This window comes from Halorubrum salsamenti (genome assembly GCF_007671685.1).
In the GTDB taxonomy this organism is placed as follows: domain Archaea; phylum Halobacteriota; class Halobacteria; order Halobacteriales; family Haloferacaceae; genus Halorubrum; species Halorubrum salsamenti.
Genome location: NZ_VCNL01000005.1, coordinates 245801 through 272516, shown reverse-complemented (window position 1 = coordinate 272516; position 26716 = coordinate 245801). Strand labels below are relative to the sequence as shown.

25 protein-coding genes and 1 pseudogene are annotated in these 26716 nt (G+C 58.3%); 12 read left to right on the top strand and 14 right to left on the bottom strand.

Translation table 11 applies throughout. The features are described 5' to 3' along the window. The first annotated feature begins 151 nt into the window (after positions 1–151). The 3 genes and pseudogenes from FGL94_RS14670 (at position 152) to FGL94_RS19050 (ending at position 2222) form a co-directional block, all read left to right on the top strand. Complete coding sequence (locus FGL94_RS14670; protein ID WP_144926856.1) at positions 152–1033, top strand: ParA family protein; 882 nt, start codon at positions 152–154, stop codon at positions 1031–1033. After that, positions 1033–1455: a hypothetical protein gene (locus tag FGL94_RS14665; protein WP_144926853.1), complete on the top strand. Its 423-nt coding sequence runs from the start codon at positions 1033–1035 to the stop codon at positions 1453–1455. The genes FGL94_RS14670 and FGL94_RS14665 overlap by 1 nt, the downstream gene beginning before the upstream one ends. 133 nt (positions 1456–1588) lie before the next feature. After that, positions 1589–2222 (top strand): annotated as a pseudogene (locus FGL94_RS19050) (IS6 family transposase). Between the two features lie 53 nt (positions 2223–2275). On the opposite strand, the gene FGL94_RS14655 reads toward FGL94_RS19050, so the two are convergent. Then, the gene (locus FGL94_RS14655) at positions 2276–3031 is read right to left on the bottom strand and encodes an IclR family transcriptional regulator (protein WP_144926850.1); all 756 of its coding nucleotides are present in this window, start codon (positions 3029–3031) and stop codon (positions 2276–2278) included. A gap of 339 nt (positions 3032–3370) precedes the next feature. On the opposite strand from FGL94_RS14655, the gene FGL94_RS14650 reads away from it, so the two are divergent. Both FGL94_RS14650 and FGL94_RS14645 read left to right on the top strand, forming a co-directional pair. Then, positions 3371–4138 (top strand): competence/damage-inducible protein A, encoded by a 768-nt coding sequence (locus FGL94_RS14650; protein ID WP_144926847.1) that lies wholly within the window; start codon positions 3371–3373, stop codon positions 4136–4138. A 42-nt stretch (positions 4139–4180) separates the two neighbouring features. After that, on the top strand, positions 4181–6094 hold the full coding sequence (locus FGL94_RS14645; RefSeq protein ID WP_144926844.1) for an oxidoreductase: 1914 nt from the start codon (positions 4181–4183) through the stop codon (positions 6092–6094). 190 nt (positions 6095–6284) lie between these two features. Here the strand turns inward: FGL94_RS14645 and FGL94_RS14640 are convergent, their stop codons facing one another. Then, positions 6285–7103 carry a mycofactocin-coupled SDR family oxidoreductase gene (locus tag FGL94_RS14640; RefSeq protein WP_144926841.1) on the bottom strand — a complete coding sequence of 273 codons (819 nt, stop codon included), beginning with the start codon at positions 7101–7103 and terminating at the stop codon, positions 6285–6287. A gap of 150 nt (positions 7104–7253) precedes the next feature. Between FGL94_RS14640 and FGL94_RS14635 the strand changes: the two genes are divergently transcribed. Beyond that, on the top strand, positions 7254–7559 hold the full coding sequence (locus FGL94_RS14635; protein WP_144926838.1) for a hypothetical protein: 306 nt from the start codon (positions 7254–7256) through the stop codon (positions 7557–7559). Positions 7560–7672: 113 nt separating this feature from the next. Here the strand turns inward: FGL94_RS14635 and FGL94_RS14630 are convergent, their stop codons facing one another. From FGL94_RS14630 to FGL94_RS14595, 8 genes are all read right to left on the bottom strand, one after another. Further along, positions 7673–8494, bottom strand: a complete 822-nt coding sequence (locus FGL94_RS14630; protein WP_144927019.1) for a mycofactocin-coupled SDR family oxidoreductase — start codon at positions 8492–8494, stop codon at positions 7673–7675. A gap of 5 nt (positions 8495–8499) precedes the next feature. Continuing rightward, positions 8500–9321: a mycofactocin-coupled SDR family oxidoreductase gene (locus tag FGL94_RS14625; protein WP_144926835.1), complete on the bottom strand. Its 822-nt coding sequence runs from the start codon at positions 9319–9321 to the stop codon at positions 8500–8502. A 23-nt stretch (positions 9322–9344) separates the two neighbouring features. After that, complete coding sequence (locus tag FGL94_RS14620; RefSeq protein WP_144926832.1) at positions 9345–10166, bottom strand: mycofactocin-coupled SDR family oxidoreductase; 822 nt, start codon at positions 10164–10166, stop codon at positions 9345–9347. Between the two features lie 12 nt (positions 10167–10178). Continuing rightward, the gene (locus FGL94_RS14615; RefSeq protein ID WP_144926829.1) at positions 10179–11000 is read right to left on the bottom strand and encodes a mycofactocin-coupled SDR family oxidoreductase; all 822 of its coding nucleotides are present in this window, start codon (positions 10998–11000) and stop codon (positions 10179–10181) included. 205 nt (positions 11001–11205) lie between these two features. After that, a complete protein-coding gene (locus FGL94_RS14610; protein WP_144926826.1) occupies positions 11206–12450 on the bottom strand; it encodes an RNA-guided endonuclease InsQ/TnpB family protein in 1245 nt (414 codons plus the stop codon). Then, positions 12450–12857 carry an IS200/IS605 family transposase gene (gene tnpA, locus FGL94_RS14605; protein WP_144926823.1) on the bottom strand — a complete coding sequence of 136 codons (408 nt, stop codon included), beginning with the start codon at positions 12855–12857 and terminating at the stop codon, positions 12450–12452. Before tnpA ends, FGL94_RS14610 begins: the two co-directional genes overlap by 1 nt. A 275-nt stretch (positions 12858–13132) precedes the next feature. Next, positions 13133–14224, bottom strand: a complete 1092-nt coding sequence (locus FGL94_RS14600) for an ATP-binding protein (RefSeq protein WP_144926821.1) — start codon at positions 14222–14224, stop codon at positions 13133–13135. Between the two features lie 92 nt (positions 14225–14316). Then, a complete protein-coding gene (locus FGL94_RS14595) occupies positions 14317–16305 on the bottom strand; it encodes an ATP-binding protein (RefSeq protein ID WP_144926818.1) in 1989 nt (662 codons plus the stop codon). 154 nt (positions 16306–16459) lie between these two features. On the opposite strand from FGL94_RS14595, the gene FGL94_RS14590 reads away from it, so the two are divergent. The 6 genes from FGL94_RS14590 to FGL94_RS14565 all read left to right on the top strand — a co-directional run bounded on the left by FGL94_RS14590 (position 16460) and on the right by FGL94_RS14565 (position 22752). Further along, complete coding sequence (locus FGL94_RS14590) at positions 16460–18394, top strand: oxidoreductase (RefSeq protein WP_144926815.1); 1935 nt, start codon at positions 16460–16462, stop codon at positions 18392–18394. 32 nt (positions 18395–18426) lie between these two features. Then, positions 18427–19404, top strand: a complete 978-nt coding sequence (locus tag FGL94_RS14585; RefSeq protein ID WP_206664931.1) for an electron transfer flavoprotein subunit alpha/FixB family protein — start codon at positions 18427–18429, stop codon at positions 19402–19404. Further along, positions 19401–20714, top strand: coding sequence for an FAD-dependent oxidoreductase (locus FGL94_RS14580; RefSeq protein WP_144926809.1), 1314 nt, complete (start codon positions 19401–19403; stop codon positions 20712–20714). The genes FGL94_RS14585 and FGL94_RS14580 overlap by 4 nt, the downstream gene beginning before the upstream one ends. A gap of 114 nt (positions 20715–20828) precedes the next feature. Then, positions 20829–21119, top strand: coding sequence for a ferredoxin family protein (locus FGL94_RS14575; RefSeq protein WP_144926806.1), 291 nt, complete (start codon positions 20829–20831; stop codon positions 21117–21119). Positions 21120–21121: 2 nt separating this feature from the next. Continuing rightward, positions 21122–21898, top strand: a complete 777-nt coding sequence (locus FGL94_RS14570; protein ID WP_186313426.1) for an SDR family NAD(P)-dependent oxidoreductase — start codon at positions 21122–21124, stop codon at positions 21896–21898. Then, entirely contained in the window at positions 21895–22752 is an 858-nt protein-coding gene (locus FGL94_RS14565) for an electron transfer flavoprotein subunit beta/FixA family protein (RefSeq protein ID WP_144926800.1), read from the top strand. Before FGL94_RS14570 ends, FGL94_RS14565 begins: the two co-directional genes overlap by 4 nt. Positions 22753–22800: 48 nt before the next feature. On the opposite strand, the gene FGL94_RS14560 is transcribed toward FGL94_RS14565, so the two are convergent. Genes FGL94_RS14560 through mftA form a run of 4 tightly spaced genes read right to left on the bottom strand, consistent with a single transcriptional unit; the run spans position 22801 to position 26492 of the window. Then, on the bottom strand, positions 22801–25173 hold the full coding sequence (locus tag FGL94_RS14560; RefSeq protein ID WP_144926797.1) for an FkbM family methyltransferase: 2373 nt from the start codon (positions 25171–25173) through the stop codon (positions 22801–22803). Between the two features lie 6 nt (positions 25174–25179). Further along, complete coding sequence (mftC, locus tag FGL94_RS14555) at positions 25180–26139, bottom strand: mycofactocin radical SAM maturase (protein ID WP_144926794.1); 960 nt, start codon at positions 26137–26139, stop codon at positions 25180–25182. Then, on the bottom strand, positions 26129–26371 hold the full coding sequence (mftB2, locus tag FGL94_RS14550) for a mycofactocin biosynthesis chaperone MftB2 (protein WP_144926791.1): 243 nt from the start codon (positions 26369–26371) through the stop codon (positions 26129–26131). Before mftB2 ends, mftC begins: the two co-directional genes overlap by 11 nt. A gap of 1 nt (position 26372) precedes the next feature. Beyond that, positions 26373–26492: a mycofactocin precursor MftA gene (gene mftA, locus FGL94_RS14545; RefSeq protein ID WP_144926788.1), complete on the bottom strand. Its 120-nt coding sequence runs from the start codon at positions 26490–26492 to the stop codon at positions 26373–26375. Positions 26493–26716 lie beyond the last annotated feature (224 nt).

Genomic DNA, 26716 nt, shown 5'->3' with positions numbered 1-26716 from the left:
GTATGTAGGTCACCTGATTATCTTATATGTCTATCTTAGATGTGTGTCTAAGACATCTATCTCATGTATGTGTGTTGGGGATGTATCTAAGTGGTCTATCTTTGATAAGTGTCTGACGTAGATTTATGTACTCTCTGATTAAGATCAGAGCATGCTCTCTTACACGGTGTACAGCGAAGCTGGCGGCGTGGGAAAGACATCGCTCACGGCCAATGTCGCTCGCGCGCACGCGAGAGCCGGTCTCGACGTGCTTGTGATTCCGCTCGATCCCCAAGACGGAAATCTGAGCCGGCTCTTCGACGTCGACGACGCCCGTGGTGATTCGTCTGCTGACAGCCTGGTTCGACATCTCGTCGACAACCCGGCCGGCGACTTCGATGATCTCATCCGGACGGCAGAGGGTATTGATATTATCCCGGAGCATAACACACTCTCAGATCTATCGGACCACTTAGCGCGAGAGCAAAGCCGAGCCGAGGATTTCGGAGACGCGTACAACATCTACGCGCAACTTCGGCGTGTGCTGGCTGCTAACGACGTTCCGAACCGCTACGATGTCCTCATCTGCGACCCGCCGGCGACGGAGTCGGACCACCTATACAACGCGATTTACGCGACGAGAAACCTTCTCATTCCGTTCGAACCCTCTGCAAAAGGGGAGGCATCGGTCGAAGGGCTCGAGGAGCTCGCAACGAACTTCGCTAACCAATTAAATATCGACGTCGGCGTCTTGGGTGCGATTCCGATCGAATTCAAAGGAACGACGGATCAGAGCGAGATTCTCGACGATGTGCCGTTTGAGGTTCCCGAAGTTATCGGCGATCGGACCTCGATGATGGAGGGCTGCTGGCGTCAGCAGTGCAGCGCCTTCGAGTTCGTGCAGAATCATCGGGACAAGCGCCGAGACTACGAACTCGATACGCTTGCGAAGTTCGATCGCATTGCCAGATTCCTCGAAACTCAGGGCGGTATTACGGCTCCGTCGCCGCCTGAGCCCGGGGCGCTTGACGAACCCGAGGAGGTGACCGTCTGATGGGGGGATTCAAAGAGGGGACGGTCAACGGCTGGGAGCCCGACGACGGGGATGATTCGGGAACCGATTCCGCTGCCTCCGTTGCCGACCCCGATGAGACGGAACCCGAAGCACCTCCGTCGGAGGTGGATTCCGACTTTGAATCGACATCGCAGTCCGATCGAGAGAGCGGATCGACGACGGCCGCCATCCCGTGGGTTCTCCGTCGGAACAGTATCACCGACGGACGCGAGCAGACCGTTCAGCTTCACCTCCAAGAGAGCACGCTCGACGTGCAACGAAAACGGAAAACGGCCATCGAAAATCGGCTCGGCGAGAGTGTCCGGAAGGCGGACCTTCGCGAGGCCGCCCTTCTCGTTGGCCTCCAGGAGACGGACGCCGTTATCGACGTCCTCGAAGAGTGGGGGTATGCTCTCGACTAGGTAGGTGTACGACTCGGTTCGCTTTGATCCTCATACAGAACGCTTTCTTCGGATGACGTGTTCCAGTTATTGTAACACTGCCTGTCAGGGTCGCGTTAAGTTAGAGGATGAGGCGGACGAGTTCTGAGTGTCTATGACAGAATTTGACCGCCTCACTGATAGTGCATCTGGATTGACGTATCGTGGAGCGAGATCGAACGCCGCTCTGGGCGATTGAAGTAGGGATCCGCTATCACTTGGCCGGTATGTCACTACAAGAAGTAAGTAAATTTCTCGAGGAATATGGAATTGATCGGAGTCACGTCGTTATCCACAACTGGGTTTATAAAGCCGATATACAGCCGCTCTCGACCGTCTTTGAGGATCAACTCGTGGCTGACGAAAAGATGATCCGCCTCCACGGTCAGCAGTTCTGGCTGTAAGACGCGGTTGATCCGTATCCGAACGAGATCCCCCACGTGAGCCTTTGTCTGACCGCAACGAAACAGACGACGCGATGGTTTCTGACCGAGCTACACCGGCGCTACCAGCTGAATAACGTCGAATTTCTCGTCGATGACGCAGACTATCTTGGATCAGTTCTTGCCGAAGACGGATATCGATTTCAAGTTATTCAACATGGAAATCGAAACGCTATCGAACGTATCATTTAGAAAATAGAATATAGAACCTCATAGTTTGCAAATAGTTTCAGCAGCGTCGCGTTAGGGACAGCTCAAAACTGGCTCGAAGCCGTCGCCGTCTACCACAATTTACGCCAAACTTAACGCGACCTAAACAAGGCCGTGGGGTGTTTTCTATATTCATGCTGAGAAAGATCTCAAGTCGAATGTTCGTAATTGACAGAAATAATATTTGTCGATTTCTGGATTTCCCGTACAAGTTCATCCTGGTATCCTGTATCACTGAGTCGGTTTGCTGGAGAAGCAATATTTAGCGAACCGATAAGACGATCATCAACTTGGATTGGCGCGGCTAGAGTCCCGACACCAATGATCTCTTGGTCACGATCGACAGCATATCCGCGTTCACGGATCGTCTCTAGTTCAGTCAGTAGTTCAGCTCTATCCGTTATCGTATGTTCTGTTTCGGTAGTAAGCCCATGCCGCTCGAAGATAGACTCAACTTTCTCCGTACTGAACTCTGCTAACATTACTTTCCCTCCGGCATGGGTATGGAGTGGCGTCGTTGTTCCCGGATGGTGTTCGAGGTGTAATGATGCCGATCCTATCTCTGAGTGGAGAACAACGAAGCGACCCTGTTCCTCTACGTTCACGCTCACGATCTCACCTGTTTTGTCGGCTAACCGCTTGACCTCGGGTTTGGCAAGCTGATACAGTTGACTGTGGTACTTTCGATATCCGCCTAATTCGAGTGACTTGAATGCGAGTCTGTATTTTCTGTTCTCTTTTATAATGTACCCCAGTGACCTCAGCGTCCTAAGGTAGTCATACACCGTACTCTTCGGGAGGTCCAACCGCTTTGCGAGTTCTGTTACTCCTATCGTATCTTCCTTGAGAATCTCCAATATCTCAATTGACCGCTGGACCGTTTGGAGTGGGACATCTTTTTCCATGACAGATGGTCATCATCACACGAAATAAATCCTGCGGGTATTTCGGGCAACGGAAATCTGTTTAGAATTACAGTCTTACCTCTGTAACGGTAACTATACTATATATAACACATAACTATTATAATGAACGATACGAATAATTCAGGGAGGAGTAATCCACCTAGTTATTACGAGATATCCGAACAACAGTTTCACAATTCCTCTTTTAGACGAGCTAATCAATACCCTGAATCTGTACGATGGATGGGTTAATACCGACAGTCTTCGTTTGATCACGTATCCTGATCTTGCCGAACAACTGACCAATACACTCACATTCTAACGGCCACAGCAAACAGTATGAGCAAGACAGGTGCGATCATTACGATCGGTGACGAGTTATTGGCCGGTGATGTTGAGAATACGAACGCGCTGTGGTTGGCGACCCAACTCACAACCCGTGGTGTCAGCGTATACGAGATCAGGGTTGTTCCCGACCAGATTAACCGGATCGCCAGGGCAGTTAGAGAGCTTAGTCAGGAGTGTACGTTCGTCATTACAACTGGCGGGCTGGGATCGACACCGGACGATATCACTACTAGTGCGATCGCGGAGGCCCTCAGCGTGCCGGTCGAACCCCACCCAGAAGCGAGATGTGACATTCAGACCGCAGTCGACGATATTCGGCAAGAGCATCCGGAATTTAACCACGATATCGATCGAGCGTGTCGATACCCGGCAAACGCGACGATTCTCCCGAACGAAGAGGGGATCTCCCCTGGCTGTATCTGTGAAAACGTGTACGTACTCCCCGGAATTCCGACGGAAATGAAAGCTGTCTTCGAGCACATACGTGACGAGTTCCGTGGTCCGATCCAGAGCGAGAGCCTCTACGCTGACACACCTGAGAGCCACCTTGCGCCGATTCTGGAGACCGTCCGAAACAAATTCGACGTGCGAGTCGGTTGTTATCCGACTGACGACCACAAGCGAATCCAACTCGTCAGCGTAGACACCGAGGCCCTTTTTAAGGCACGAGAATGGATCCATTCCCATTCAGCCGTAGAAGTGGTAACTCTCTCTGATGCTGACTCTGATGGTTCCAATAGCACGCAGCGGATCGATTAACCGAGCAGTATATTCAAGTAGTGTTGCTCGCTATCGGATATTATGGATCTCTCCGAGCAAGGAGCCCTTGACGGGCTGACTGTCAGGAACCGTGGTGTGTTCCGACCTGTCCGTACACGGCTCGTGGAGGACGGGAAACCAACGGACGCGCTTGCTACCCACTTGGCCGCACGTGCGGCCGGTGGTGCCGGGCTCGTGATTGGACCGGCTGGAATGCTGGTTCATCCGTCAGCTAGCGGACCAGCCTTTGTTGACGCATATGACGACGGGTCGCTGCCGGGGTTGACGTCCGTCGCCGACGCTATCCACGCTCACGACTCTCACATTATCGGGCAGTTAACCCACACGGGTGCAGAGTCTCGTGGTGACTGGGAGATGCAGCCCCAACTCGCACCAGCGTCATCCCCATCCGATGCCGCCTACGAGATGCCGAAGCAGATGACTCAGGCGGACATCAATTCCGTCTTGGACGGGTTCGCGACCGCTGCGAACAATCTGGACCGTGCTGGATTCGACGGCGTCGAGTTGGCCGCTGGCCCGTTCTCTGTCCTGCGACAGTTCCTTTCCCCACGATACAACACCCGAGATGATGAATACGGTGGTGGATGGAATGATCGGGCACGGTTTGTGAACGAAGCTCTCTCTAGGGTTACAGATAGCGTTGACGGACCAGTCGGTCTCCACCTCTCACTGGCCGAGCTTGAGTACGGCGGCTACGAATTCGACGACATCCCAGATCTGCTTGACTCCGTCGAGGGGTTCGATTATCTCTCGTGTACTGTAGGATCTTACGCGACCTACAACCAGACCCATGCAGGAATTTCCGCGTCGGCTCCGGATCTGCTTGATCCGATCACCACGGCAACCGACCTAGTCGACGCTCCCGTTATAGGCCGTCTCCCGTTCACCTCTGTCGAGGATGCGGATGCCCTCTTTGACGCCGGTGTAGATTTCGTGAGCTTCACACGACAGCTTCTGGCGGACGCCGAAACCCTCTCGAAGGCCGCTGCCAGCGACCGTCACAACCGGTGTATTCAGTGTAATCAGAAGTGTCTCGAAGGGGTATACGGACACGCTCATGGCGGCCATGTCGAGTGCGTGGTCAATCCTCGGACTGGTCGCGAGACGGACCTTGCTGCGCTGTCCGCAGTTGATCCGACCGCACTTCCACAGCGTGTGCTCGTCATCGGTGGTGGTCCTGCCGGGCTTCGGTTCGCGAGCATCGCTGCTGACCGTGGCCACGACGTGACGCTTCGCGAGGCCAGTGACAGTCTCGGCGGACAACTCGGACTCGCGGCCGAAGGGCCACTCGAACCATTCACCCGTGCCGCGGAAGACCTCGAAGCCGCTGTCAGCGACGCCGATGTCAAGGTTGAACTGAACTCACCCGTGAGTGGTGATACCGTCGATTCCTCATGGGACACTGTCGTCGTTGCGACCGGTGCTACCCGTCCAGACGTGTCTACGTACGATTTTGAGGGAGAGGTGGTCAACGCGTTCGACGTTCTCGAAGGAGCGAGCGTCGGCGACGACGTTCTGCTCTTCGACGAGAACCGCTGGATCATTACGGTCCAGACAGGGCTGACGTTGCTCGATATGGGATCCACGGTGGAGATGGTGTCAAGCGATCACTATCCTGCCTTCCGGACTGAACAACCCAATCTTCCAGGATTCGTCGCGGCACTCCAGGCCCAAGGCGCCGAATTCACAGGGAACCACACGGTTGACGCGGTCTCCGCTGACGGGACCGTCACGCTCCGGAACACGCTTACTGGTGAGACCATGACCCGTGAGCCCGACACCGTCGTCGTTGCCGGGCGTCGTCACGCTGACGAGGACCTCTATCTTGAACTCGCCGAGCTCCGTGACGACGTGTATCGGATTGGCGACGCAATCTCACCGCGAAAGCTTGATCGCGCGTACTACGACGGAGAACAACTTGCAAGGCGGCTCTGACTGGGCATTCGATGCTCCTCATGAGTCGCATCAGATCGAATACGTTCTCAGCAATACAAAGTAGATGCTATAGGGCTTGACCCTGGGGCTGTTCTGTTGTCCAGACATTAACACGCCTTGAACAGCCGTCGTGCGGTCGATCCCGAACGAGCTATCGGTGGCACGGCTTGCGGAACTTCTGAAGCGACGGTCATTTCGCGGTCATCCCCGCATCGACGGGAAGTACCGTTCCGGTGACGTAGCGGGCGGCGTCGCTGGAGAGCCACATGTACGCTTCGCTCACATCGCGCGGTTCGATCAGCTGTTCATCGAGTACGTTCATCGATCCGCTGGCGTCAGAGACTGACGCGAGCGCCTCTTCTCCCATCGTCTCGAGGATTCCGTCGATCATCGGGGTCGTGACGCCGGTGGGAGCGACGGCGTTGACGGTCACGCGATGGGGAGCAAGTTCGAGTGCGAGCGATTTCGTGAGTCCGATGAGGCCATGTTTCGCAGCCGCGTAGTGGCCCGATCCCTTGGATCCGACAAGGCCGGCTGTCGACGCGGTTGAGATGATCTTGCCGTCGTTACCGCGATCGATAAAGTGCTGACCGACGTGTTTCGCACAAAGCCACGCACCTTTGAGGTCGGAGTCAACCAGTTCGTCCCACTGCTGTTCGGGCATCTCAACGAGGTCAACGACGTTCCAGATACCGGCGTTGTTCGCGAGGATGTCGATCCGCCCGAACTCCGCGACGGCATCCGCGACGGCGGCTTTGACCGCTGCCTCATCGCGAACATCGACACGGAGAGTGAGGGCCCGGCAACCCGCTTGTTCGACGAGTCTTGCGGTCTCCTGTAGATCGGCCGATGACGCGAGTGGGTACTGGCTGGTCTCGATGTTGCGCCCCCCTCCGGTCAACACCACGTCGGCACCGTGTTTCGCGTAGTACTGTGCGTGTGAGCGACCCTGTCCCCGGCCAGCCCCAGTGATAAACGCAACCTGGCCGTCAAAATCGTAGTTTACCACAATAAATGGTTGAGAACTACTCAACCAATTAGTTTACGGTGGTAGCGACACGGAAACCCGAAGGAAGTCTCAAATTCATCACGGCGAGGACGTTGCCTAGCTATGCCGTCTCGCCCTGGATATTATTATTTCGTTTCTCATAATACGAATATGGCAACGATTACTGAACTCGTGGTCTTCGCCGTCATCGGTGTTTTCGGAACGAATGCGGTTCCACATTTCGTTCGTGGGATCACTGGCCACCGTCATATGACGCCGTTCGGTGCTGAATCAAGCGCTCGGCTAAACGTACTCTGGGGTAGCGCGAACGCAGGAGTTTCGGGAGCGCTGGCGTGGGTATACCGTGACGCTGTTGAGCCGATGACACTCACGGTGGCTTTTATTACAGGTGTGTTGCTAGCTGTCTCCCTCGCATCGTACTGGAGTGAAGAGAACCCAACAGTATCCTTGGAGTAATCTAGAGGACGCCGTTTTGCGGCCGCATCCCTGTTGGTCGGCAACCCGACCCCAGTGACGTAGCAGGTGGCGTAGTTGAACAGCCAGAGAGACGCCAAATAAGAGTTGTTAGCTCATTTCGCGACGAACCCGGCGTCGACAGGCAGAGCAATTCCGGTGACGTAGCGGGCGGCGTCGCTAGAGAGCCACATATATGCTTCACTGATGTCGCTGGACTCGATGCCAGGATCTTCCGGATTGAAGATGTTCATCGGGCCGCTGATCGCCATGTCCTCGAACACCTCCTCGCCGTACGCCTCCGTCATCCCCGAGATCATTGGGGTGTTAACTACGGTCGGACAGACGCAGTTGACGTTGACATCGTACTCGGCGAGTTCGAGCGCCAGCGTCTTTGTCAGGCCACGGATCCCCCACTTCGCCGAGACGTAGTGGGCGTTGCTAGGCGCTCCGATCAGCCCCGCTGTCGAGGAGGTGGAGACGATCTTGCCACCGTCGCCGCGGTCGATGAAGTGCTGGCCGACGTGTTTCGCACAGAGCCACGCGCCTTTCAGATTCGTGTCCAACATCTCGTCCCACGTCACTTCGTCCATCTTTACCGCGTCCGCCATAGACTCGATACCGGCGTTGTTCGCGAGGATGTCGATGCGGCCGAAGTGATCGATCGCTTCCTCAACGGCGGATTCAACCTGTGCTTCGTCGCGAACGTCCATCTCGATCGCAAGCGCCTCCTGCTCCTCCTCCTCGACTAGACTTACTGTCTCTTCGAGCTCATCCGGTGTACCGAGATCGTACGGTACGGTGTCCATGTTATGGCCGATGTCGGTGACGACGACATCGGCGCCGTGTTTCGCGTAGTGCTGTGCATGCGATCGTCCCTGTCCGTGTGCGGCACCGGTGACGAACGCGACCTTACCGTCGAAGTCGTACTCTGGCATCGTCGTTATTTCGCAGTGAAGCCTGCGTCTACTTTGATCGTGGTTCCAGTGACGTAGCGCGCGGCGTCGCTCGACAGCCACATATACGCGTCGCTGATGTCCTGTGCATCTATCATCCCGCCGTCGCCGAACACGTTGAACGGTCCGGTCACTTCGATCATCTCACCCATCGTCTCCTCGCCGTAGGCCTCCATCATGCCCGCGGTGAGTGGAGTGTCCACGCCTGTGGGTGCAACAGTGTTGACGTTGACGTCGTACTCGGCGAGTTCTAATGCTAGCGTCTTCGTCAGCCCCCGAACGCCGTGTTTTGCCGCGACGTAGTGGCCGCCACCGGGAATACCAGTGAACCCCGCAGTCGAGGAGGTGTTGACGATCTTGCCACCGTCGCCGCGGTCGATGAAGTGCTGGCCGACGTGTTTCGAGCAGAGCCAAACGCCTTTGAGATTTGTATCGATCAGTTCGTCCCACTGCTTTTCGTCCAGCTGGGTCAGATCCGCCATATTCCAAATGCCGGCGTTGTTTGCGAGGATGTCGATGCGGCCGAAGTGATCGACCGCCTGTTCGACGGCGGCCTCAACTTCGTCCTCCTCGCGGACGTCCATCTCGATCACGAGCGCCTCCTGCCCTTCGTCTTCGACCTGCTGGGCGGTGTCTTCGAGTTCGTCACCCGTTCCCATCGGGTACGGGTTCGATTCGATATCCTCACAGATGTCGGTGACGACGACATCGGCGCCGTGTTTCGCGTAATTGACCGCGTGCGATTCGCCCTGTCCATGTGCGGCGCCGGTGACGAACGCCACCTTGCCGCTGAAGTCGTATTCTACCATCTTTTTTTAGGTTCGTGGTTGACTCACTTTGCGAGGAACCCGGCGTCGACGGGGAGATAGATCCCGGTGACGTACCGGGCAGCGTCGCTGGAGAGCCACATGTACGCCTCGCTGATGTCCTTCGATTCGAGCATCCCGCCGTCGCCGAACACGTTCCACGGGCCGGTGATCTCGGTCATCTCTTCAAGTGCCTCCTCACCGTAGGCTTCGGTGATGCCGGAAATCATCGGCGTGTCGATGCCGGTTGGACCGATACAGTTGACATTGACGTCGTATTCGGCGAGTTCGAGCGCCAGCGTCTTCGTCAGTCCGACAACGCCGTGTTTGGCTGCGACATAGTGACCCTGGCTAGGAAGTCCGATGGCGCCGGCAGTTGATGCGGTGGAGACGATCTTGCCGCCGTCACCGCGGTCGATGAAGTGTTGCCCGACGTGTTTCGAGCAGAGCCAGACGCCTTTGAGGTTCGTATCGATCATCTCGTCCCACTGCTGTTCGGGCATCTCCGTTGCGTCGGCCATCGATCCGATACCGGCGTTGTTGGCGAGGATGTCGATGTGGCCGAACTCTTCGAGCGCCTCGTCGACAGCGGACTCGACCTGGGTCTCATCGGAGACGTCCATCTCGATCGCGAGCGCTTCCTGACCTTCGTCTCCCACTAGATCTGCCGTCTCCGCCAGTTCGTCGCTCGTGCCGAGATCGTAGGGGACGGACTCCATGTCATGGCCGATGTCGGTGACGACGACATCGGCGCCGTGTTTCGCGTAGTGCTGTGCGTGTGATCGTCCCTGTCCATGTGCGGCGCCGGTGACGAACGCGACCTTGCCGCTGAAGTCGTACTCTGGCATTGTTGTGGTTGATTACTTCGCCGTCATTCCTGCGTCTACTTTTAGCGTGGTTCCGGTGACGTAGCGTGCGGCGTCGCTTGAGAGCCACATGTACGCCTCGCTGATCTCCTTGGATTGGAGCATCCCGCCGTCCCCGAAGATATTGGATGGTCCAGTCATGGCCATCGTCTCTTCGAGAAGTTCCTCGCCGTAAGCTTCGACGTATCCCGAAATCATCGGGGTGTCCATCCCCGTTGGTGCGACCGCATTGACGTTGACGTCGTACTCCGCAAGTTCGAGCGCTAGCGTCTTCGTCAGCCCGCGGACCCCGTGCTTGGCGGCGACGTAGTGGCCGTTGCCGGGGGAGGCCGTGAACGCCGCCGTCGACGCCGTGGAGATGATTTTCCCACCGTCGCCGCGGTCGATGAAGTGCTGGCCGACGTGTTTCGCACAGAGCCACACCCCTTTCAGGTTCGTGTCGATCATATCATCCCACTGCTGCTCGGTCATCTCAGTCGCGTCGGCGGCGTTGAAGATGCCAGCGTTGTTCGCGAGGATGTCGATGTGACCGAAGTGATCGACTGCTTGCTCGACGGCCGCCTCCACCTCGTCCTCCTCGCGGACGTCCATTTGGACCGCAAGTGCCTCCTGCCCCTCGTCTTCGACGAGACTCGCCGTTTCCTCCAGTTCGTCAGGGGTACTGAGGTCGTAGGGATTGGTGTCGATGTTCTCGCAGATATCGGTGACGACGACGTCGGCACCGTGTTTCGCGTAGTGCTGTGCGTGTGACTGTCCCTGGCCGTGCCCGGCACCAGTGACAAACGCAACCTTACCGTCGAAATCGTACTCTGGCATGGGTCTTCTCCGGGAACAGCTGTTCGTCACCATCCTTCATGGTGTGTGTTCCCACCAAACAGTTACTGATCATACATGATAAATATGATGGTACTTACCAATAGCCGGTGAAATCACCCATCAGAGCGACCAACACGACGTTAAAAATCATACCAGTACGACGTTGATGAAACGAGTACAAGAATAAGACGTGAACTACCCTACCCTACTCGCTCACGGCTGACGCCGTTCGCTCCTTGAGGGTAGGGCTTCCTGCTTCCACGACGCGCTTTGCAGACACCGAGTCGGTGTCCACAGGGAGCGCAGTCTCCACAGGCGTTCCTTCGGAGTGTCCCACTCCTACGTCCTTGAGGCCGCGAGAACGGATGTTCCACGCCGCGTTCGCGTCCCTGTCCGCCTCAAACCCGCAGGCGGAACAGGAGTGTTCACGGACCCACAACGGCTTGTCGGTCGAAACGCCGCACGACGCGCACTCCTTGGTCGTCCCTCTCGGATTCACGGCGACGAAGTGCGTTCCTTCACGCTCGCACTTGTATTCGAGCAACGAGAGGAACGTTTGCCACGCGGCAGACGCCGTGTTGCGGCTGTTCGACGGGAATTCGAGCATCCCTTTCACGTTCAGCTCTTCGACCGCCACGAGGTCGTACTCCCGAGCGTAGTAGTTCGAGAGCTTGTGCAGGAAGTCGCGGCGCTTCCGTCGGAGATCGGCGTGACACTCAGCGACCCGCCGCCGTTGCTTCTCGTAGTTGTTCGACCCGTGTTCCTTCCGTGAGAGGGACCGCTGTTCGCGTTCCAGACGGTCCCGTTCGTCCGAGAGGTCGAGCGACCCGACGGCGGTCCCGTCGGTGTCGTGGGCGTACTTGAGAATCCCCACGTCAATGCCGACGCACCGCTCGGGATTCTCAGGCGGTTCGGGCGGTTCACGGTCCATTTGGACTCCGAACGTGGCGAACCACTCGCCCGTCGGTTCCTTCTTGACCGTGACCTGTTTGAGGTTCGCGTCGTCGGGGATGGCGCGGTGAAGCCGAATCGGTATGTCCGCGAGTTTCGAGAGGGACAGCACAGCCTGACCGCCCTTCTTGTCGAGCTTGAAGCCAGACTGACTGTAGGTGAAACTGCGGAACTCGCGTGGCGGCTTCCACTTGAGTTGACCGACGCCGTAGCCGTTCTCCTTGAGTTTTGAGAGTCCTTTGAGGTTGTCGAACAACCGTTCAACGACGGTTTGGAGCACCTTCGAGTACACGTCGGAGAGATCGTCCCACCAGTTCTTGAGGTCGGGTAGTTCCGACCGAAGCGTGGTCATGGACGGAAGGTTGCCGTGTTCGTCTTGGTACTCGTTGAGACGGTAGAGCGTGTGGTTGTAGAGTTGTCGACAAATATCGCGGTGGCGGTCCAACTCCTTGCGGTGGGCGGCGGACGGCTTGAGGCGGTACTTGTAGGCGTAGTACATCAGCTCTCCCGCTGGTCTTCGACGTACTGTTTCAGCACGTCCAGAGACACCTGCCCCGTCGAGACGAGGCAGTACGAGTCGTTCCAGAACGAGTCGCCCCACAGTTCGGTTTTCAGTTCGTCCTCGTACTCGTTGCGGATACGGCGGGCGGTCGCGCCCTTGACCGTGTTGATGAACTTCACGAGGTCTGTGGTTGGTTTCGCTCGGAACAGGATGTGAACGTGGTCGTCCTCTCCGTCGAGGTTCGTCAGTTCGACGCCGTACTTATCCGTGAACCCGCTGATGACCCCGCGAATGAATTGGGTTCGCTCCTCGGTTAGCACTCCGCGCCGATACTTCGTAGTGAGTATCAGGTGGTAGTGCAGGGAGTACGTCGAATGCGCTCCCGAATCGAGGTCGTATTCCATTGGGTTCGTACTGTTGTACGGTACCCCAATGAAAAACGTTGCGACTACGTGGGTCTGTGGGCCTGCAACCGTATCGCTGTATGAACAGATGATGACGGCGTTGACGAGACGCTCCGCGTCTCGTTCGCACACCAGAAATCTTCGATTTCTGGGGACGCTGTATCCCCACCCTACTCCGCTCCCTTCGGTCGCTCCGTTGAGGGTGGGGGCTTAGCGCCTATATCCAGCTAACCGCACACGCTTTGGGAGCGTTGTTCGGTCTCCCAGTCGGTTGCTCAGTCTTCCAGCCCGAGGTCGCGCCGCACGTCGTGGAACGTACTCAGTACGTCTTGTTCTTCCTCCTCGAACGGCAGTCGCTGGAGCCGGTGTTCCAGCGCCATCCGCGCGACGCGCCGGACGGTACGCGCACTCACCTCGTCGTCTCCCTCGAACGCCGCCAGCGTCCTAGCCACGCGCCGGAGTGTGATGTCGCCGCGGTGGCCGTCGACGTCGAGCTCGATGTTCATCCCCGCGATGAGTTCCGCGATGTCGTCGCCGAGGTCGACACCGTCAAGATGTTCACGAGCTTCAACGATCTCCGACCGCAGCGTCGCTTGGTCGGACGCATACTCTGCTCTGAATGCGTCCGGATCTGCCTCGAAGGCGGCACGACGCTGGCTGATCTCGACCCGATCGTCGACCTCGTTGACGCCCTCGACATCAACCACCAGCCCGAAGCGGTCGAGCAGTTGGGGGCGGAGGTCTCCCTCCTCCGGGTTCATCGTGCCGACAAGGATGAACTCGGCCGGATGGCGGAACGAGACACCTTCGCGTTCGACGATGTTTTCGCCCATCGCCGCGGCGTCAAGCAGCACGTCGACAATGTGGTCGTCGAGCAGGTTTACTTCGTCCACATAGAGGATGTTCCGGTTGGCTTCCGCCAAGATACCTGGCTCGAATTCGCGTTCGCCCGCCTGAACTGCTCGTTCGAGGTCGATACTTCCCACGACGCGGTCCTCCGAGGCGTTCAGTGGCAGGTCCACGACTCGCATCGGCCGAGATGCCGTCGGCAGTGCTCCGTCGCCGCCGTGTCGATCGCGACAGTCACTACACATTCGGTCCGGATCGTCGGGAGGACAGCCGTATGGACAGTCCTCAACGACATCAATGTCCGGAAGCACCTCAGCCAGCGCACGGGCCGCCGTCGACTTGGCGGTCCCTCGCTCGCCCCGGATCAGTACGCCGCCGATATCCGGGTTGATGGCGTTCAACACGAGCGCACGCTTCATTTCGGTCTGATCGACGATGGCCGTGAACGGGAACGTCTGGCTTGCGAACGATCCGGTGTCGGGCGTCGTCTCTTGCTGTCTGGTATTGTGGTTAGTCATCGGTTACGTGTTCGGATTGTGACGGTTGGGGGTGTCTGATCGGGTGGTGACTGTCGGTCCGATCGCGCTTTGCTTTGTAGGATGGAACCGGTTCACGCTGTTCCTTCCTCTCCTTCTTCGGCCACGATGTTGGCGTCTCGTGGGAGGTCGATCAGCGGCAAGTAGTCGGCTCCCATTGTCTCGGCGAACTCTTGGTTACGCTCGAAGCGCTTGCGTTTCATGCGCTTTGCTTTCCGGTCCGTCCAGATCTCGTCGGGCGTCGTGTCGATCTTGTAGCCAGTGTCGACGAACACGGATGGGATGTCGTTCTCGTCGAACAGCGCGGCAGCACGAAACGCATCTCGTCTCGGATCGCCGTCCTCGCGGTACTCGACGTTCGACTGACCATCGGACAGCAGGACTGTCAGGGGGTAGAGGTCTTGGTCACGGCGCTTCTCCCGCTCGATCAGCCGATACGATTCGACGAGACCGTGAGCAAGTGGTGTGTTCCCGCCAACTGTCAACTGAGAAACGGCGTCGCGAGCCAGTCGGTGGCTCCGCGTGGGCTCGACGAGGGTGAACGCGCTTTCGCCTCGGAACACCACCACAGCGACCCGGTTGCGTGCCCGATAGGCGTCTTCGATAAGTGAGAGGAGACCGCGCTTGGTCTCTCTCATCTGGCGGCCGCTCATCACGCTTCCACTGGCGTCGACGACAAACACCACCAGCGCGCGGGCGGTCCGTTCACGGAGTTTCTGCCGTAGGTCTCTGGGTTTGACGCGGAGACCGCCGTCGCCCCCCCGCCGGCGCTGGTGTGGAGCGGCCGCCCGCAGTGTCGCGTCGATGGCCACGTCGTCGACATCCTCTTCGATTCGCGAACGGACGTATCGGCCGCTCCGCACGTCCACCCGTGAGGGCGTGCGTCGCGCAAGCGCGGTCCGCACCGTGCGATCTTTCGAGGGATTGATGGCGGTCCGGTCCACCGTGTAGGACCCCTCATCTTCGGCAATGGGCAACCCGCCGCCTTCCGCGTCGGCGTTTTCGTCGCCATCGGGGTCGTCTTTGTCTTCCTCGTCAGTCTCAGATTCTTCACTGTCGTCACCTGTCGAGATGAGCCCCTCGCCGAAGCTCATTTCCGGGACACCTTCGACTCTATGGGGGAACACGAAGTATTGGGCCTCTGCGACGTGTGCGTCGGTTACCTCGCCTGCGCCATCGAGCGCAGCGATGGAGCGAGCCACGCGATTGATGGCAATGTCCGCGCGCATGCCGTGTGCGCGCTGGCGGAGCGCCTCATAGGAGGCGTCTCGAAGCGTCTCCTCGCTCATCTCGATCGCATCGAGGCGGTCTCGGGATTCACGGATGCGGTCGCGGAGCGACTGCTGTTCGTCTTGATAAGCCGCTCGAAATGCGTCTGGATCCGCATCGAACGCTTCACGACGCTCGGCGATCTCGACGCGTTCCGACGGATCGTCACTAGCCTCGACGTCAACGACTAGATCGAAGCGGTCGAGGAGTTGGGGACGAAGGTTTCCTTCTTCGGGATTCATCGTCCCAACGAGAACGAAGTCGGCCGGGTGGCGGAACGAGACACCTTCGCGTTCGACGATGTTCTCGCCCATCGCCGCGGCGTCAAGCAGTACATCGACGATATGGTCGTCGAGCAGGTTCACCTCGTCCACGTAAAGGATGTTCTGGTTGGCTTCCGCCAATATACCCGGCTCGAACGTCTGCTCACCGGCACGAACGGCCTGCTGGAGATCGATACTTCCGACGACGCGGTCCTCAGAGGCGTTTAGCGGCAGATCCACCACCCGCATACGCCGACGATCGACCGGGAACTCGGTTCCTACCTCGTATCGTTCACGACAGTTGCTACACATTCGCTCCGGATCGTCGGGTGGGCAGCCATACGGGCAGTCTGCGACGACTTCGATGTCTGGAAGCACGTCGGTCAACGCACGGACCACTGTCGACTTGGCGGTCCCCCGCTCGCCCCGGATAAGCACGCCATTTACGTTTGGGTTGACGGCGTTAACGAGCAAGGCACGCTTCATCGCCGTCTGATCCACGATTCCAGCAAACGGGTACGGTACATCCATGTCAGTATTTCACAATTTGGTTATTAATATAAACAATTACCGCTCGTTTGACTTCCTCACGTCTGAACTCGGGCTCAAATTTTGAACCTTGAAACCGTCGGTACATCTTTATCCCCATGGAAATATGTGATGATAGATAACCCTTCACAAAGCAATGCCAGACATGCTCTTCACACCGCGACGAATCGGCTCTGTGACGATCCCAAACCGTACGGTTTTTCTCGCACACGAAACTGGGTTCGCAGAGGACGGACTGCCGACCGAACGCGATGCCGCCTACTACGAGGCGCGCGCTCGAGGCGGCGTCGGCCTCATCATCGGTCCTTCCAGTATGCTCGTCCACCCGAGTGCTTCGAACCCGATGTACGCTTCCGGCTACGACCCTGATGTGATCCCACGCTTGAAAATGATCGCTGACAGAGTCCACGACTACGGAACAAAAGTATTCGCCCAACTCCAACATACAGGTGGAGAGGACACCGGCGAACACGCGATGCGAGAAACGTGGGCACCTTCGGCGGTCCCCTCCGAATTTGGCTACGAGATGCCGAAGCGCATGGAACGATCGGACATTGAGGAGATCAAGCTGGGCTTTGCGAAAACCGCCGAACATGTAAAGCGAGGCAATCTCGACGGTATCGAACTCAAAGCGGGTCACGACGGGATCTTGCGTCAGTTTCTATCACCAAAGTACAACACTCGGAGCGACGAGTACGGAGGTTCCATTGACAACCGTGTCCGTCTCGTGAACGAGGTAGTCGAAACCATCCGCGACAGGGTCGGCGAGGAATTCCCGGTCGGCATTCGGCTCACATTTGATGAGATGGAGGACGGTGGCTACGGCTACGACTACGCCGTTGAAGTGATGCGTCGCCTCCATTCGAGCCTGGATTTCATCGATTCGGACATCGCAACGATTTCCAAACTGTACATCACCGATGCGCCGATGCACGCGCCGTTAGGATATACTTCCGAGTATTACGGTGCAGCACGAGAACTCGTTGACATTCCCGTTATCGCGGCGGGACGGATCAACGATCTCACCAAGGCCAATGATGTGTTGGAGGAGGGCCGCGCGGACTTCGTTGGGATGTGCCGCCAGCTCATCGCCGATGCCGACACTGTCAGGAAGGTTCGGCGCGGCGACGACGAGGAAGTCACTCACTGTATCGCGTGTAACCAGAACTGTCTGGGCGGCATCCATACGAACGGTCACGTTGGCTGTATACAGACGCCGCGATCGGGCCGTGAGACGAAGATCCCTCATATGGAAGACCGCGAGAAAGTATCGTCACCCCGGCGAGTGCTCGTCGTCGGCGGCGGACCGGCCGGGCTCTCCTTCGCGGTGACGGCTGCGGACCTCGGACATGACGTGACTATCCGCGAACGTGAGGATGAGCTCGGTGGTCAGTCGAACATCGCCACACAAATCGACTCTCGACAGGAATTTGGCGATGCCGTTAGAAATCTGAAAAATCAACTGGGGAACCGCGAGGTGACCGTCGTGACAGGGACCGAGGTCACGCCCGCTGACGTCGACGCCGATGTGTGGGATGACGTGGTCGTTGCTATCGGTGCCAGCGAACGGGAGCCCGACTTGGCCGGACCGGATGTCCACCGATCGTGGGACGTGTTACAGGGCGAACCCGTCGGTGATTCGGTCGTCGTCTTTGACAGCAACAAACACGCTACCGGGGTAGGAGTTGCAGAGTTCCTCGCGCCCGACCATGACGTGACGTTCGTCACCACCTCTTATCATCCGGGCGACCAGCTGGAGGGAACGAACGTCCCGCCGTTCTTGGAGACGCTGTACCGACACGATGTCGATATCGAGACCCACGCTACCATCATCGGATACGAGGACAACACCGCACAGTTGCTCAACGTCTACTCGGAGGATGTGGACACCGTCACGGCGGACTCGCTGGTTGTGGCCGGACGTCGTGAGGCCCGAGGCGGCCTTACAGCGGCGCTGGAAGAAGAGCTCTCACCCGACTCAGTCCACAGGATCGGTGACTGTGTCGCACCACGACTAATCGACAAGGCGATATACGACGGCGAGATGCTCGCCCGGGAGTTATCGGTATGACAGATACAACGCCGACATCAACCGATCGGATAGTGGCCGTTCCCGACGCTGAAGACGTCGCGCTGCTCAACGAGGCTCACCGGCTCGCCGAGGCGCTCGATGAGGCCAACCCACCCACGGTTGTCGCCGTCGCCTTCGACGGCGTCGTCGCGCCCGATGCGATCGCCGCTGGCGACCCTGACGAGATACTCCACGTCACTCGCGAAGCCGGAACGTTCGCGCCGGGTGCGGCGGGCATCGAAGCGCGGTCACGTGCGCTGGCGGAAGCCACCACCGATGCACGGGCCGTTTTGTTGCCCGACACCGCTGACGGGACCGATCTCGCAGCCGCGACAGCACGCCGTCGACGGAGCGCATGTGTCACTGACTGCCTGCTCCGCGTTCGCGACGACGAACTCCTCGCCGGGCGCCCCGCGTACGGTGGCCGCGCGTACGCTGAGTTCTCCTTCGAACGGCTTCCGCCCGTCGTGACGCTCAACACAGAGGCGCTGGGGACACCCGATGAACCGCCGACAGGCGTCCCCAGTGAACGAACCCTCGAAGTGTCGGTCGGTGACGACGATCGCATCCGTCACGTTGAGACGTTCGACGTGCCCGAAGACGACCTTTCGAAGGCCCGTCGGATCGTCGCCGGCGGATTCGGTCTCGGCGGCCCCGATGGGTTCGATCTGATCGAAGAACTCGCCGATGCTGTCGGCGCCGCCGTCGGCGCGTCTCGACCCCCCTCCGATGAGGGATGGGTAGCATACGACCGCCAGATCGGCGTGACAGGCAAAGAGATAGATGCACAGTTGTACGTCCCTTGTGCGATCTCAGGCGACTCCTACCATATGCGGTCAGTGAACGCAGACCATCTGATCCCAATAAACACCGATCCGAACGCGCGGATCTTCAACTTTGCCGACCTCGGAATCGTCGGCGATGCCTACGAGTACGGCCCTGCGATAGCTGATGCGATCCGACGTGCGAAACGGGACGCGGATGGCGCCACAGAGGAGGTGGCGGAATGACCGACGTCGCCTTCGATGTGGTGGTCGTCGGTGCCGGTCGGGCCGGCGTTGCGGCCGCGTATAGGCTCGCCGCTGAGGGGATCGACGTGGCCTTGGTCGAACGCGCCAAACAGCCGGGGATGAAAAACGTCACCGGCGGCGTCCTCTACGGATCGATCCTTGCGGATCTCGTGCCGGAGTTCCCTGATGGGGCTCCGCTCGAACGTCACGTCGTGGAGCACAACATCAAACTCCTCCACGGCGACGCGGAGGTTTCGATCGGCTACCGGGACCTCGAACTCCGAGACGAGCCCAACTACACGCTGATGCTGGGGAAATTCGACCGCTGGTTCGTCGAACGTGCGGTTGAGCAGGGCGTCGCCTTCCTCTCGGAGACATCGGTCAGAGATGTGACGCAGGAACCGGACGGTGTGGTTGTCCACACTGACCGACAGAACGGCGACATCGAGTGTCAGGCGGTCGTCGGCGCTGACGGCGTGAACACTACTGTCGGTCGGAAGACGGGTATCCAGCGGACGATGCGCAACGAGGACATGGCACTGTCGGTGAAGAAGGTGATCGATGTCGGTAGGAACGAAATCAATCAGCGGTTCAACCTCAATAGCGACGAGGGGGCCGCCTACATCTACACGGGGTTCCCAGAAGGCGCACCGACTATCGGCTACTTCCTCTACACGTTCGACGAGTACATCTCTGTCGGTGCAGTCGGCGGCTTAGAGACGCTCAGTTGGCTTGGAGACGAGGGATACGACGAGTCCGGCACGCCCCTATATTCGCTGTTAGAGCGGTTCATGGAATTGGACACTGTTCGCCCCTACGTACAAGGCGACGACATCGAGGAGTATCAAGGGATTCTGGTTCCCGAACACTCCTACGACACGCTTCCGGATCGACAGGACCGGCGGGTTGCGCTCGTTGGAGACGCCGCAGGACTGGTTCTCAACAAGGGGTACACGTTCCGAGGCCTGGATTACGGTATTAAAAGTGGGCTCGTCGCTGCCGAAGCCGCGATCGCGTGTACAGATGACGGGAACTGGGATAAGTTCGGACAACGATACGACTCTGAACTGGAGGATTCGTACGTCCTTCGGGACATGAAACAGCACCGGCACCTCCCGCAGTTTCTCAAGAACGAACGGATGTACGGGGCGTACCCGGGAATTGCTACTGAGACGCTGCGATCGATGTACTCCGCGGACACCGATGCGGCAGGGCTGACCTGGCGGCAGGCGTACCGTGCGTTTCGGCGGAGCGACGCCGGAGTCATTGATCTGCTGAAGGACGGTTTCCGGGGACTCCGGTCGCTGTGACCCAAAGAACAATAACCTCTGACACAAACTCACAGTTATGCGTTTACAATTCACACGATTGACGTACCAACGCGTAGAAGAGACACATACGCCAATTCACGGGGGGACGGGCCAATGAGTGTTCAAGACGACTTGGAGACGATCAGCTGGGACGTCAGTGAGGATGCTCATATCACCGTCGACAACGAGCAATGCGTCACCTGCGATGACAAGCCCTGCCTTCACCTCTGTCCCGCACAGTGTTTCGACTATCAAGAGGATCAGAAAGGCGGGATCTACTTCGCATATGAACCCTGCGTGGAGTGTGGCGCTTGTATGGTGTTCTGTGAGAATGACTCTGACAAGGGCGCCGTGTCATGGTCGAAGGCAGAGGGGGGGAAAGGAGTCGAGTTCGACTTCGGCTGATCATGAATCTCGACACTCAGACCGCGATCGTTACTGGCGGTGCTAGCGGTATCGGGGCGGCGACGTGCCGCGTGCTTGCTGAACGTGGCGCGGATGTCGTCGTTGCGGACCTCTCGGTCGATGAGGGAGAACGGCTGGCGGAGTCGATCACCGAGGATGGAGGCCACGCCTCCTTCGTCGAGACAGACGTGAGCGACGAGGATGCCATCGCCCACATGGTCGACCACGCCGAGTCCATGTTCGGGCGCGTCGATATTCTGGTGAACAACGCCGCCGTCGCATCTCGAGACGCCGACGGACCGATCACGGAGTTCAGCGACGACGCCTACGAATTTCTCACTGGTGTCAACCTTCAGGGCCCGATGTACGCATGTAAACATGCGATCCCAGCGATGCTTGAAACGGGCGACGGATCCGGTGTCATTATCAACAACGCCTCGATCGCAGCGCTGATCGCCGAACCCGGAATGGATATCTACACCGCCACGAAGGGGGCGATCGTTTCGCTGACCCGTTCGATCGCAGTCGAGTACGCGCCGGCGATCCGTGCGAACACAATTTGTCCAGGCATCGTGGAGACGCCGATGCTCGAAGATGTACTGGAGGCGGACAGCGACGGAGATGTCCCCGACGTGACTGAAGAGATGATCAATAAAACACCGCTCGGAATGGCCGCCCCCGAGGATATTGGACGTGCTATCGCATTTCTTGCGTCCGAGGATGCGGCGTTCGTGACTGGGGCGACAATTCCCGTCGATGGAGGGTACACCGCACGATGAGAGCGATGGTCACGGCTCGACCAGAGCCCCACCGGATCGTCGATAACGACGGGAATGCTGAACCGTACCACTTCCAGTTCAGTATCGACGATCGAGTTGCGCTGGAAGCCGCCCTCGAGATCGCCGACGAAGTGATCGCAGTGGGCATCGGTGGCGATCCCGCACGGAGCTCCGTCCGGTCAGCGCTTGAGCGAGGGGCTGATCGCGGCATCCACGTCGAGTACGATCCCATCGATAACGTCGCCGCGGAAAAGTACGCGACGGTGTTGGGTCGCGTCGTTGCCCGCGACCCGCCGGATGCGGTCGTAGTCGGTCACGCATCGTCGTTCGTCGGCGCCGAAATCGCGACGTTCACCGCCGATCGGCTGAACTGGCCGTGTGCGACTCGAACGACCGAACTTGGCCAGCAGGCTCTCGGCACCAACGTCGACGTAGGGGCCGATGAGATCGCGATCCAGCGGAAGTTGGCGATAGGTCACCAAGAGGCAATTGTCGTCGAGCTTCCAGCGGTGATCGGAGTGGATTCCGGCTTTACGGATCCGGACCGTGCCCCGCTTGACACTGTCGTCGCTGGCCAGCGGGCTGATATCGAGACGATTCCGCTTGCCGACGTGATGCCACGTGAGTCACGATTTTCGATGAGTGTCGGTCCTGTGACAATCGAAGATGTGACACCCAACGAACGCTGGGGTCGTGGTCGGCCGCCACGAACCGGGACGGTCGAGGAGCGCATCTACCGAATGCTCGGACGGGGCAGCGACGAGGGATCGAGCGCCGGAGAGCAGATCGATACATCGCCCGAGGAAGCCGCAGAGCGTGTCGTCACGTACCTCGAGGAACACCAGTTACTGTGAACAAGCGACGGTTCCGCTACATCCGCAGTACTGAAGGTTTCACTGTGCTCACTGCTCGACATTATCCGAATCAACGTTTCCAACCGCGTTCGACGTGGTTTTCTCCGCTCTCACTGTGTCCTTTTCGGCTCGAACGATGGTCCGTTCGTCCGGGAGGTCCTGAACACGTGTCACGGAGAATCCCTTCTTGTGGAGGACAGTCGTTGCTCGTTCTGTGGCCACGCCGCGTTTTGAGAGTGATTCCGGATGAAGTTCACAGTACACAAGTCGACACGATGGGTCTGATAAGACCTCGTCCATTCCGTCGAGCACATCAACTTCTGTGCCTTCGACATCGATCTTGACCACCGTCGGCTGTGGTCTCTCACCTGATGCCACCAACGAATCTCCCGTCACGACCGGCGTCGACAGCGACTGATCGGTTGAGGACGACACTGAGTCGGTCGGCGCGTCCTGTTCTGTGAGGAGGGTGTGTGTCCCGCTCCCAGCCACCGTATCGTCCGGGCTTGTCAGCACCCCACGTCCGTTTTCGGCTCCGAGCGCCTTTCGAACCACCGGTGAATCGATATCGTTCATCGACAGGTTCTCCGCGAGCCGCGCCGCGTTCTCCGGATGAGGCTCGACAGCGATGACGGTCCCCTTGTCGAGTTTACGGCCGACCAGACAACTGTAGATCCCGATATTTGCGCCGACATCGAGGAACGTGTCGTCGGATTTGATTCGGTCGAGCAGATCGGCGACGACCGGACGTTCGCCCCTGAGCTGGTCATCCTTGAACCACCACTCTTCTGCCGATGAATCGACGTTGAATCGACCTGTTACGCTCCCAACGGTGAGCGTCTCTGTGGGTGATGTCTCACGGCCGATACGTCGTCGTGCGAAGAGCTTTGCTCCGGCTCCTGTGAGTCGAAACCGCGTCAGCGGATTTAGGTGGCTGAACGTGTGGTAGACGAATGCTCCGCGATAGGCCCCATACTGATATCCGAAGTGGTCTGCGGCGTAGTACGTTCCGTAGCCAAGTAGCGACGTGTCTGGATCATGGACGTTATATTCGACGGCCAGCGGGAGCGCTATCGCGGTGATCGTCACACCGATGATGCCGCTTCCCACTGTCTGTATCCCCGCTCCCCATACTAGAACACCGAGAAAGAGTGCCGGTCCCGAGTAGTACCGCATGATCTCTCGCGATACGGCATACGCCGACGAAAGTCGCTCACGACCCCAGCTCCGTAGCACGTCAGACGCCGCAATAATCGGGTTTAGCTGTCTGTACCGCTGCCAGAGATGCCACCCACGGAAACTTCCTAGGAGACCGAGTGATATCGCCATCACTCCGACCGTGACAGCGGAGACTGCGGCCGAACCAAAGGTCGCAAGCAACCCGACTATGACGGCGAAGGGGAGGAGCGTTGGCATACCGACGCTGCCGGAGGCATTACGACCGTAGTCGCGCGCGAGCAGCGCCTCCGACGAACCGTACGCCGCGCGACGGCTGGAGAAGTCGCGTTTCCCATCTCGATATACATGTTCGACGACCCCAGTTGGCGAGTACACGACCTCGAGTCCAGCCGCGATAGCGCGCCGGCACACGTCCACATCTTCGGCGATACTCCGATTGGGAAACGGGACGGATTCGAACGCAGAGCGGTGGCCGATCAAGTTCGCCGTTGCTAGATACGGGACGTTCCCACCGGGATCCACTCGTGACGCGTATGCGCCCATATCCAGTGAAGAGTTGATCCCCTCGTATACGCTCGCTGCTGTCTCACCTGCGGGGCGGATCCGACCCCCGACGAGGTCGGCAGTTCTGAGGATCGGGACGAGGTCGGTAAGCCAGTCCGTCCGCGGGCGACAGTCCGCGTCAGTGAACGCGACGACATCGTGAGTAGCTGCGGCGACACCACGGTTTCGCGAGGTACCGATGCCCAGCGGATCGGTGGCACTACCGACCGACAGCACGTGAACGCGACTGGTTCCGACCATGCCGTAGTTTCTGGCCATCTTGTTGGTCCCGTCTGTTGACCCGTCGTCAACCACCACTACCTCGTACATCGGATACTCAAGTTCGGCTAGTGCGTCGAGACACTTTTTAAGGGAGCTACGGTCGTTTCGGACCGTCACGACGATCGATACAGGCGGTCTAAATTGGCAATCTCGCGCGGGCCGCCACTCGAGAAATCCGCGTCGGTGGAGCCGTTCGAACAATTGTACAACCGGCTCGGCGTCACGTCCGAGTTCCGAGGCGACCGCCACCGGCGATCGAAACGTTTCACTCTCGAGTGCGTCGATAGTCCCGATAGCGGTCTCATTGAGTCGCGTCGCAAGAAGCGGCTGCGTGGAGACGAGGATAGTGCCAGTAACCGTGACTCCGCTTCGAAGGCGATACTCCCCGTGACCCCGCTTCGACCCATCTCCCGGCATACGGAGTCAGTCGCCCGAGAGAATGGCCCGTAGCTGAGGGTCTTCGCCGTCGGGGTCGGAGCTACCCATCGCGACCGCGGGACACCCCTCGTGGTCGTCGATTCGACTACGGAGATTCGCGATTTCGTCCCACGCCGTCTGGAACCCGTCGTCCGTTACATTCCCAGAGGCAAGGTGATCCCACTGTGTGAACGCACAGGGGAACACATCACCGGCGGGGTCAACGAGACACGTCATTGATCCGGCACCGCATTGTTTGAGCGTGTTATTTCTAACCTCACCAAGCGCATTTAAATAAAAGAAGGAATCGCCGGTTCGGACGTCGGGGTGATCGTCGATCCAGTCGTGGAGGAACCGTATCTGATCTTCCGTGAGGCGGAACTTGTCCCACGTGTCCTCGCCGCGGCCACTCGGGCGAAACCGATTTAGCCGGAGGCCGGCGCCGTGCGATTCTGCGAGGTCATATATCTTGGACAGATCTTCGACGTTCTGTCGCGTGACGACCGTGTTTACTGTCGTGCCGATGTCGCGGTCCTCTAACCGTTTGAGGGCATCGACGACTTGGTCATACACGCCGTCACCACGAATGGCGTCGTTTTCAGCTTGGAGACCATCCATACTCACTTGAAGGAATAGTGGGTCCATCGCCTCGATACGGTCGAGCGTCGCCTCATCGAGCTGAGTTCCGTTTGTACTCACGCACGTCGAAATGTCGCGACTGGTGAGTTCCTCGAGCAGCTCCAGCATATCGGGACGGATGAAGGGTTCGCCACCACCGATGTTCACTTGGAACACGTCCATCTGATCGAGTTCCGTGATGAATTCACGAGCCTCATCTGTCGTGAGCTCGTTCGGCATCTGGTGGCCCGGGCCGCTTCCTGACAGGCAGTGGTCACAGTGGAGGTTACAACCCAGCGTCACCTCCCACGTGATCGTGACCGGTGCCGAAAGCGGTTCACTCGACATTTGTGATGACTCCGCGCTGTAATAGTGTTTCGACGATGGCCGGCGAAAACTTCTCTTCGAGAGCCTGTCGAGGTTGTTCTCCGTCGACGTACTCTAAGATATCAATAACGGTGTCGCTCACTTCGTACATGGACGCGTCCTCGTAGCCGTAGTTTTCGTGATCGTACACGAGTCCTCCTTCCGCCTCCCGCCTGAATTTGATGTGATCGGGCCTCGCCAGTTTCGTGGTCATGCTAGTAGACGCCACATATTCCATCAATTCGGAGCTCTTCCTTGAAGAGATCTTCCTCGATATCGGGCTCGTCAGTTGTGGACTGTTCAGTATCGTTGCTTGAATCCGCTGACTGTGACATACAGTATCAACCACACAATAGATTACTAAATACGTTTGGATACCCCTCCCTTTTACGGGGAAATCACTTTTGGGCCATTGGCTCTGTTGAAATCCTCATCAGGTGACACATTCTGATCCGGTTGCGGTCAATACAGGGCATTTACTCAGCGCTATAGAGAACTGGCCAACCTGTCAACCAGAACAATACTTTATACTAACAGATTCAAGAGTCGGGTGGGAAAT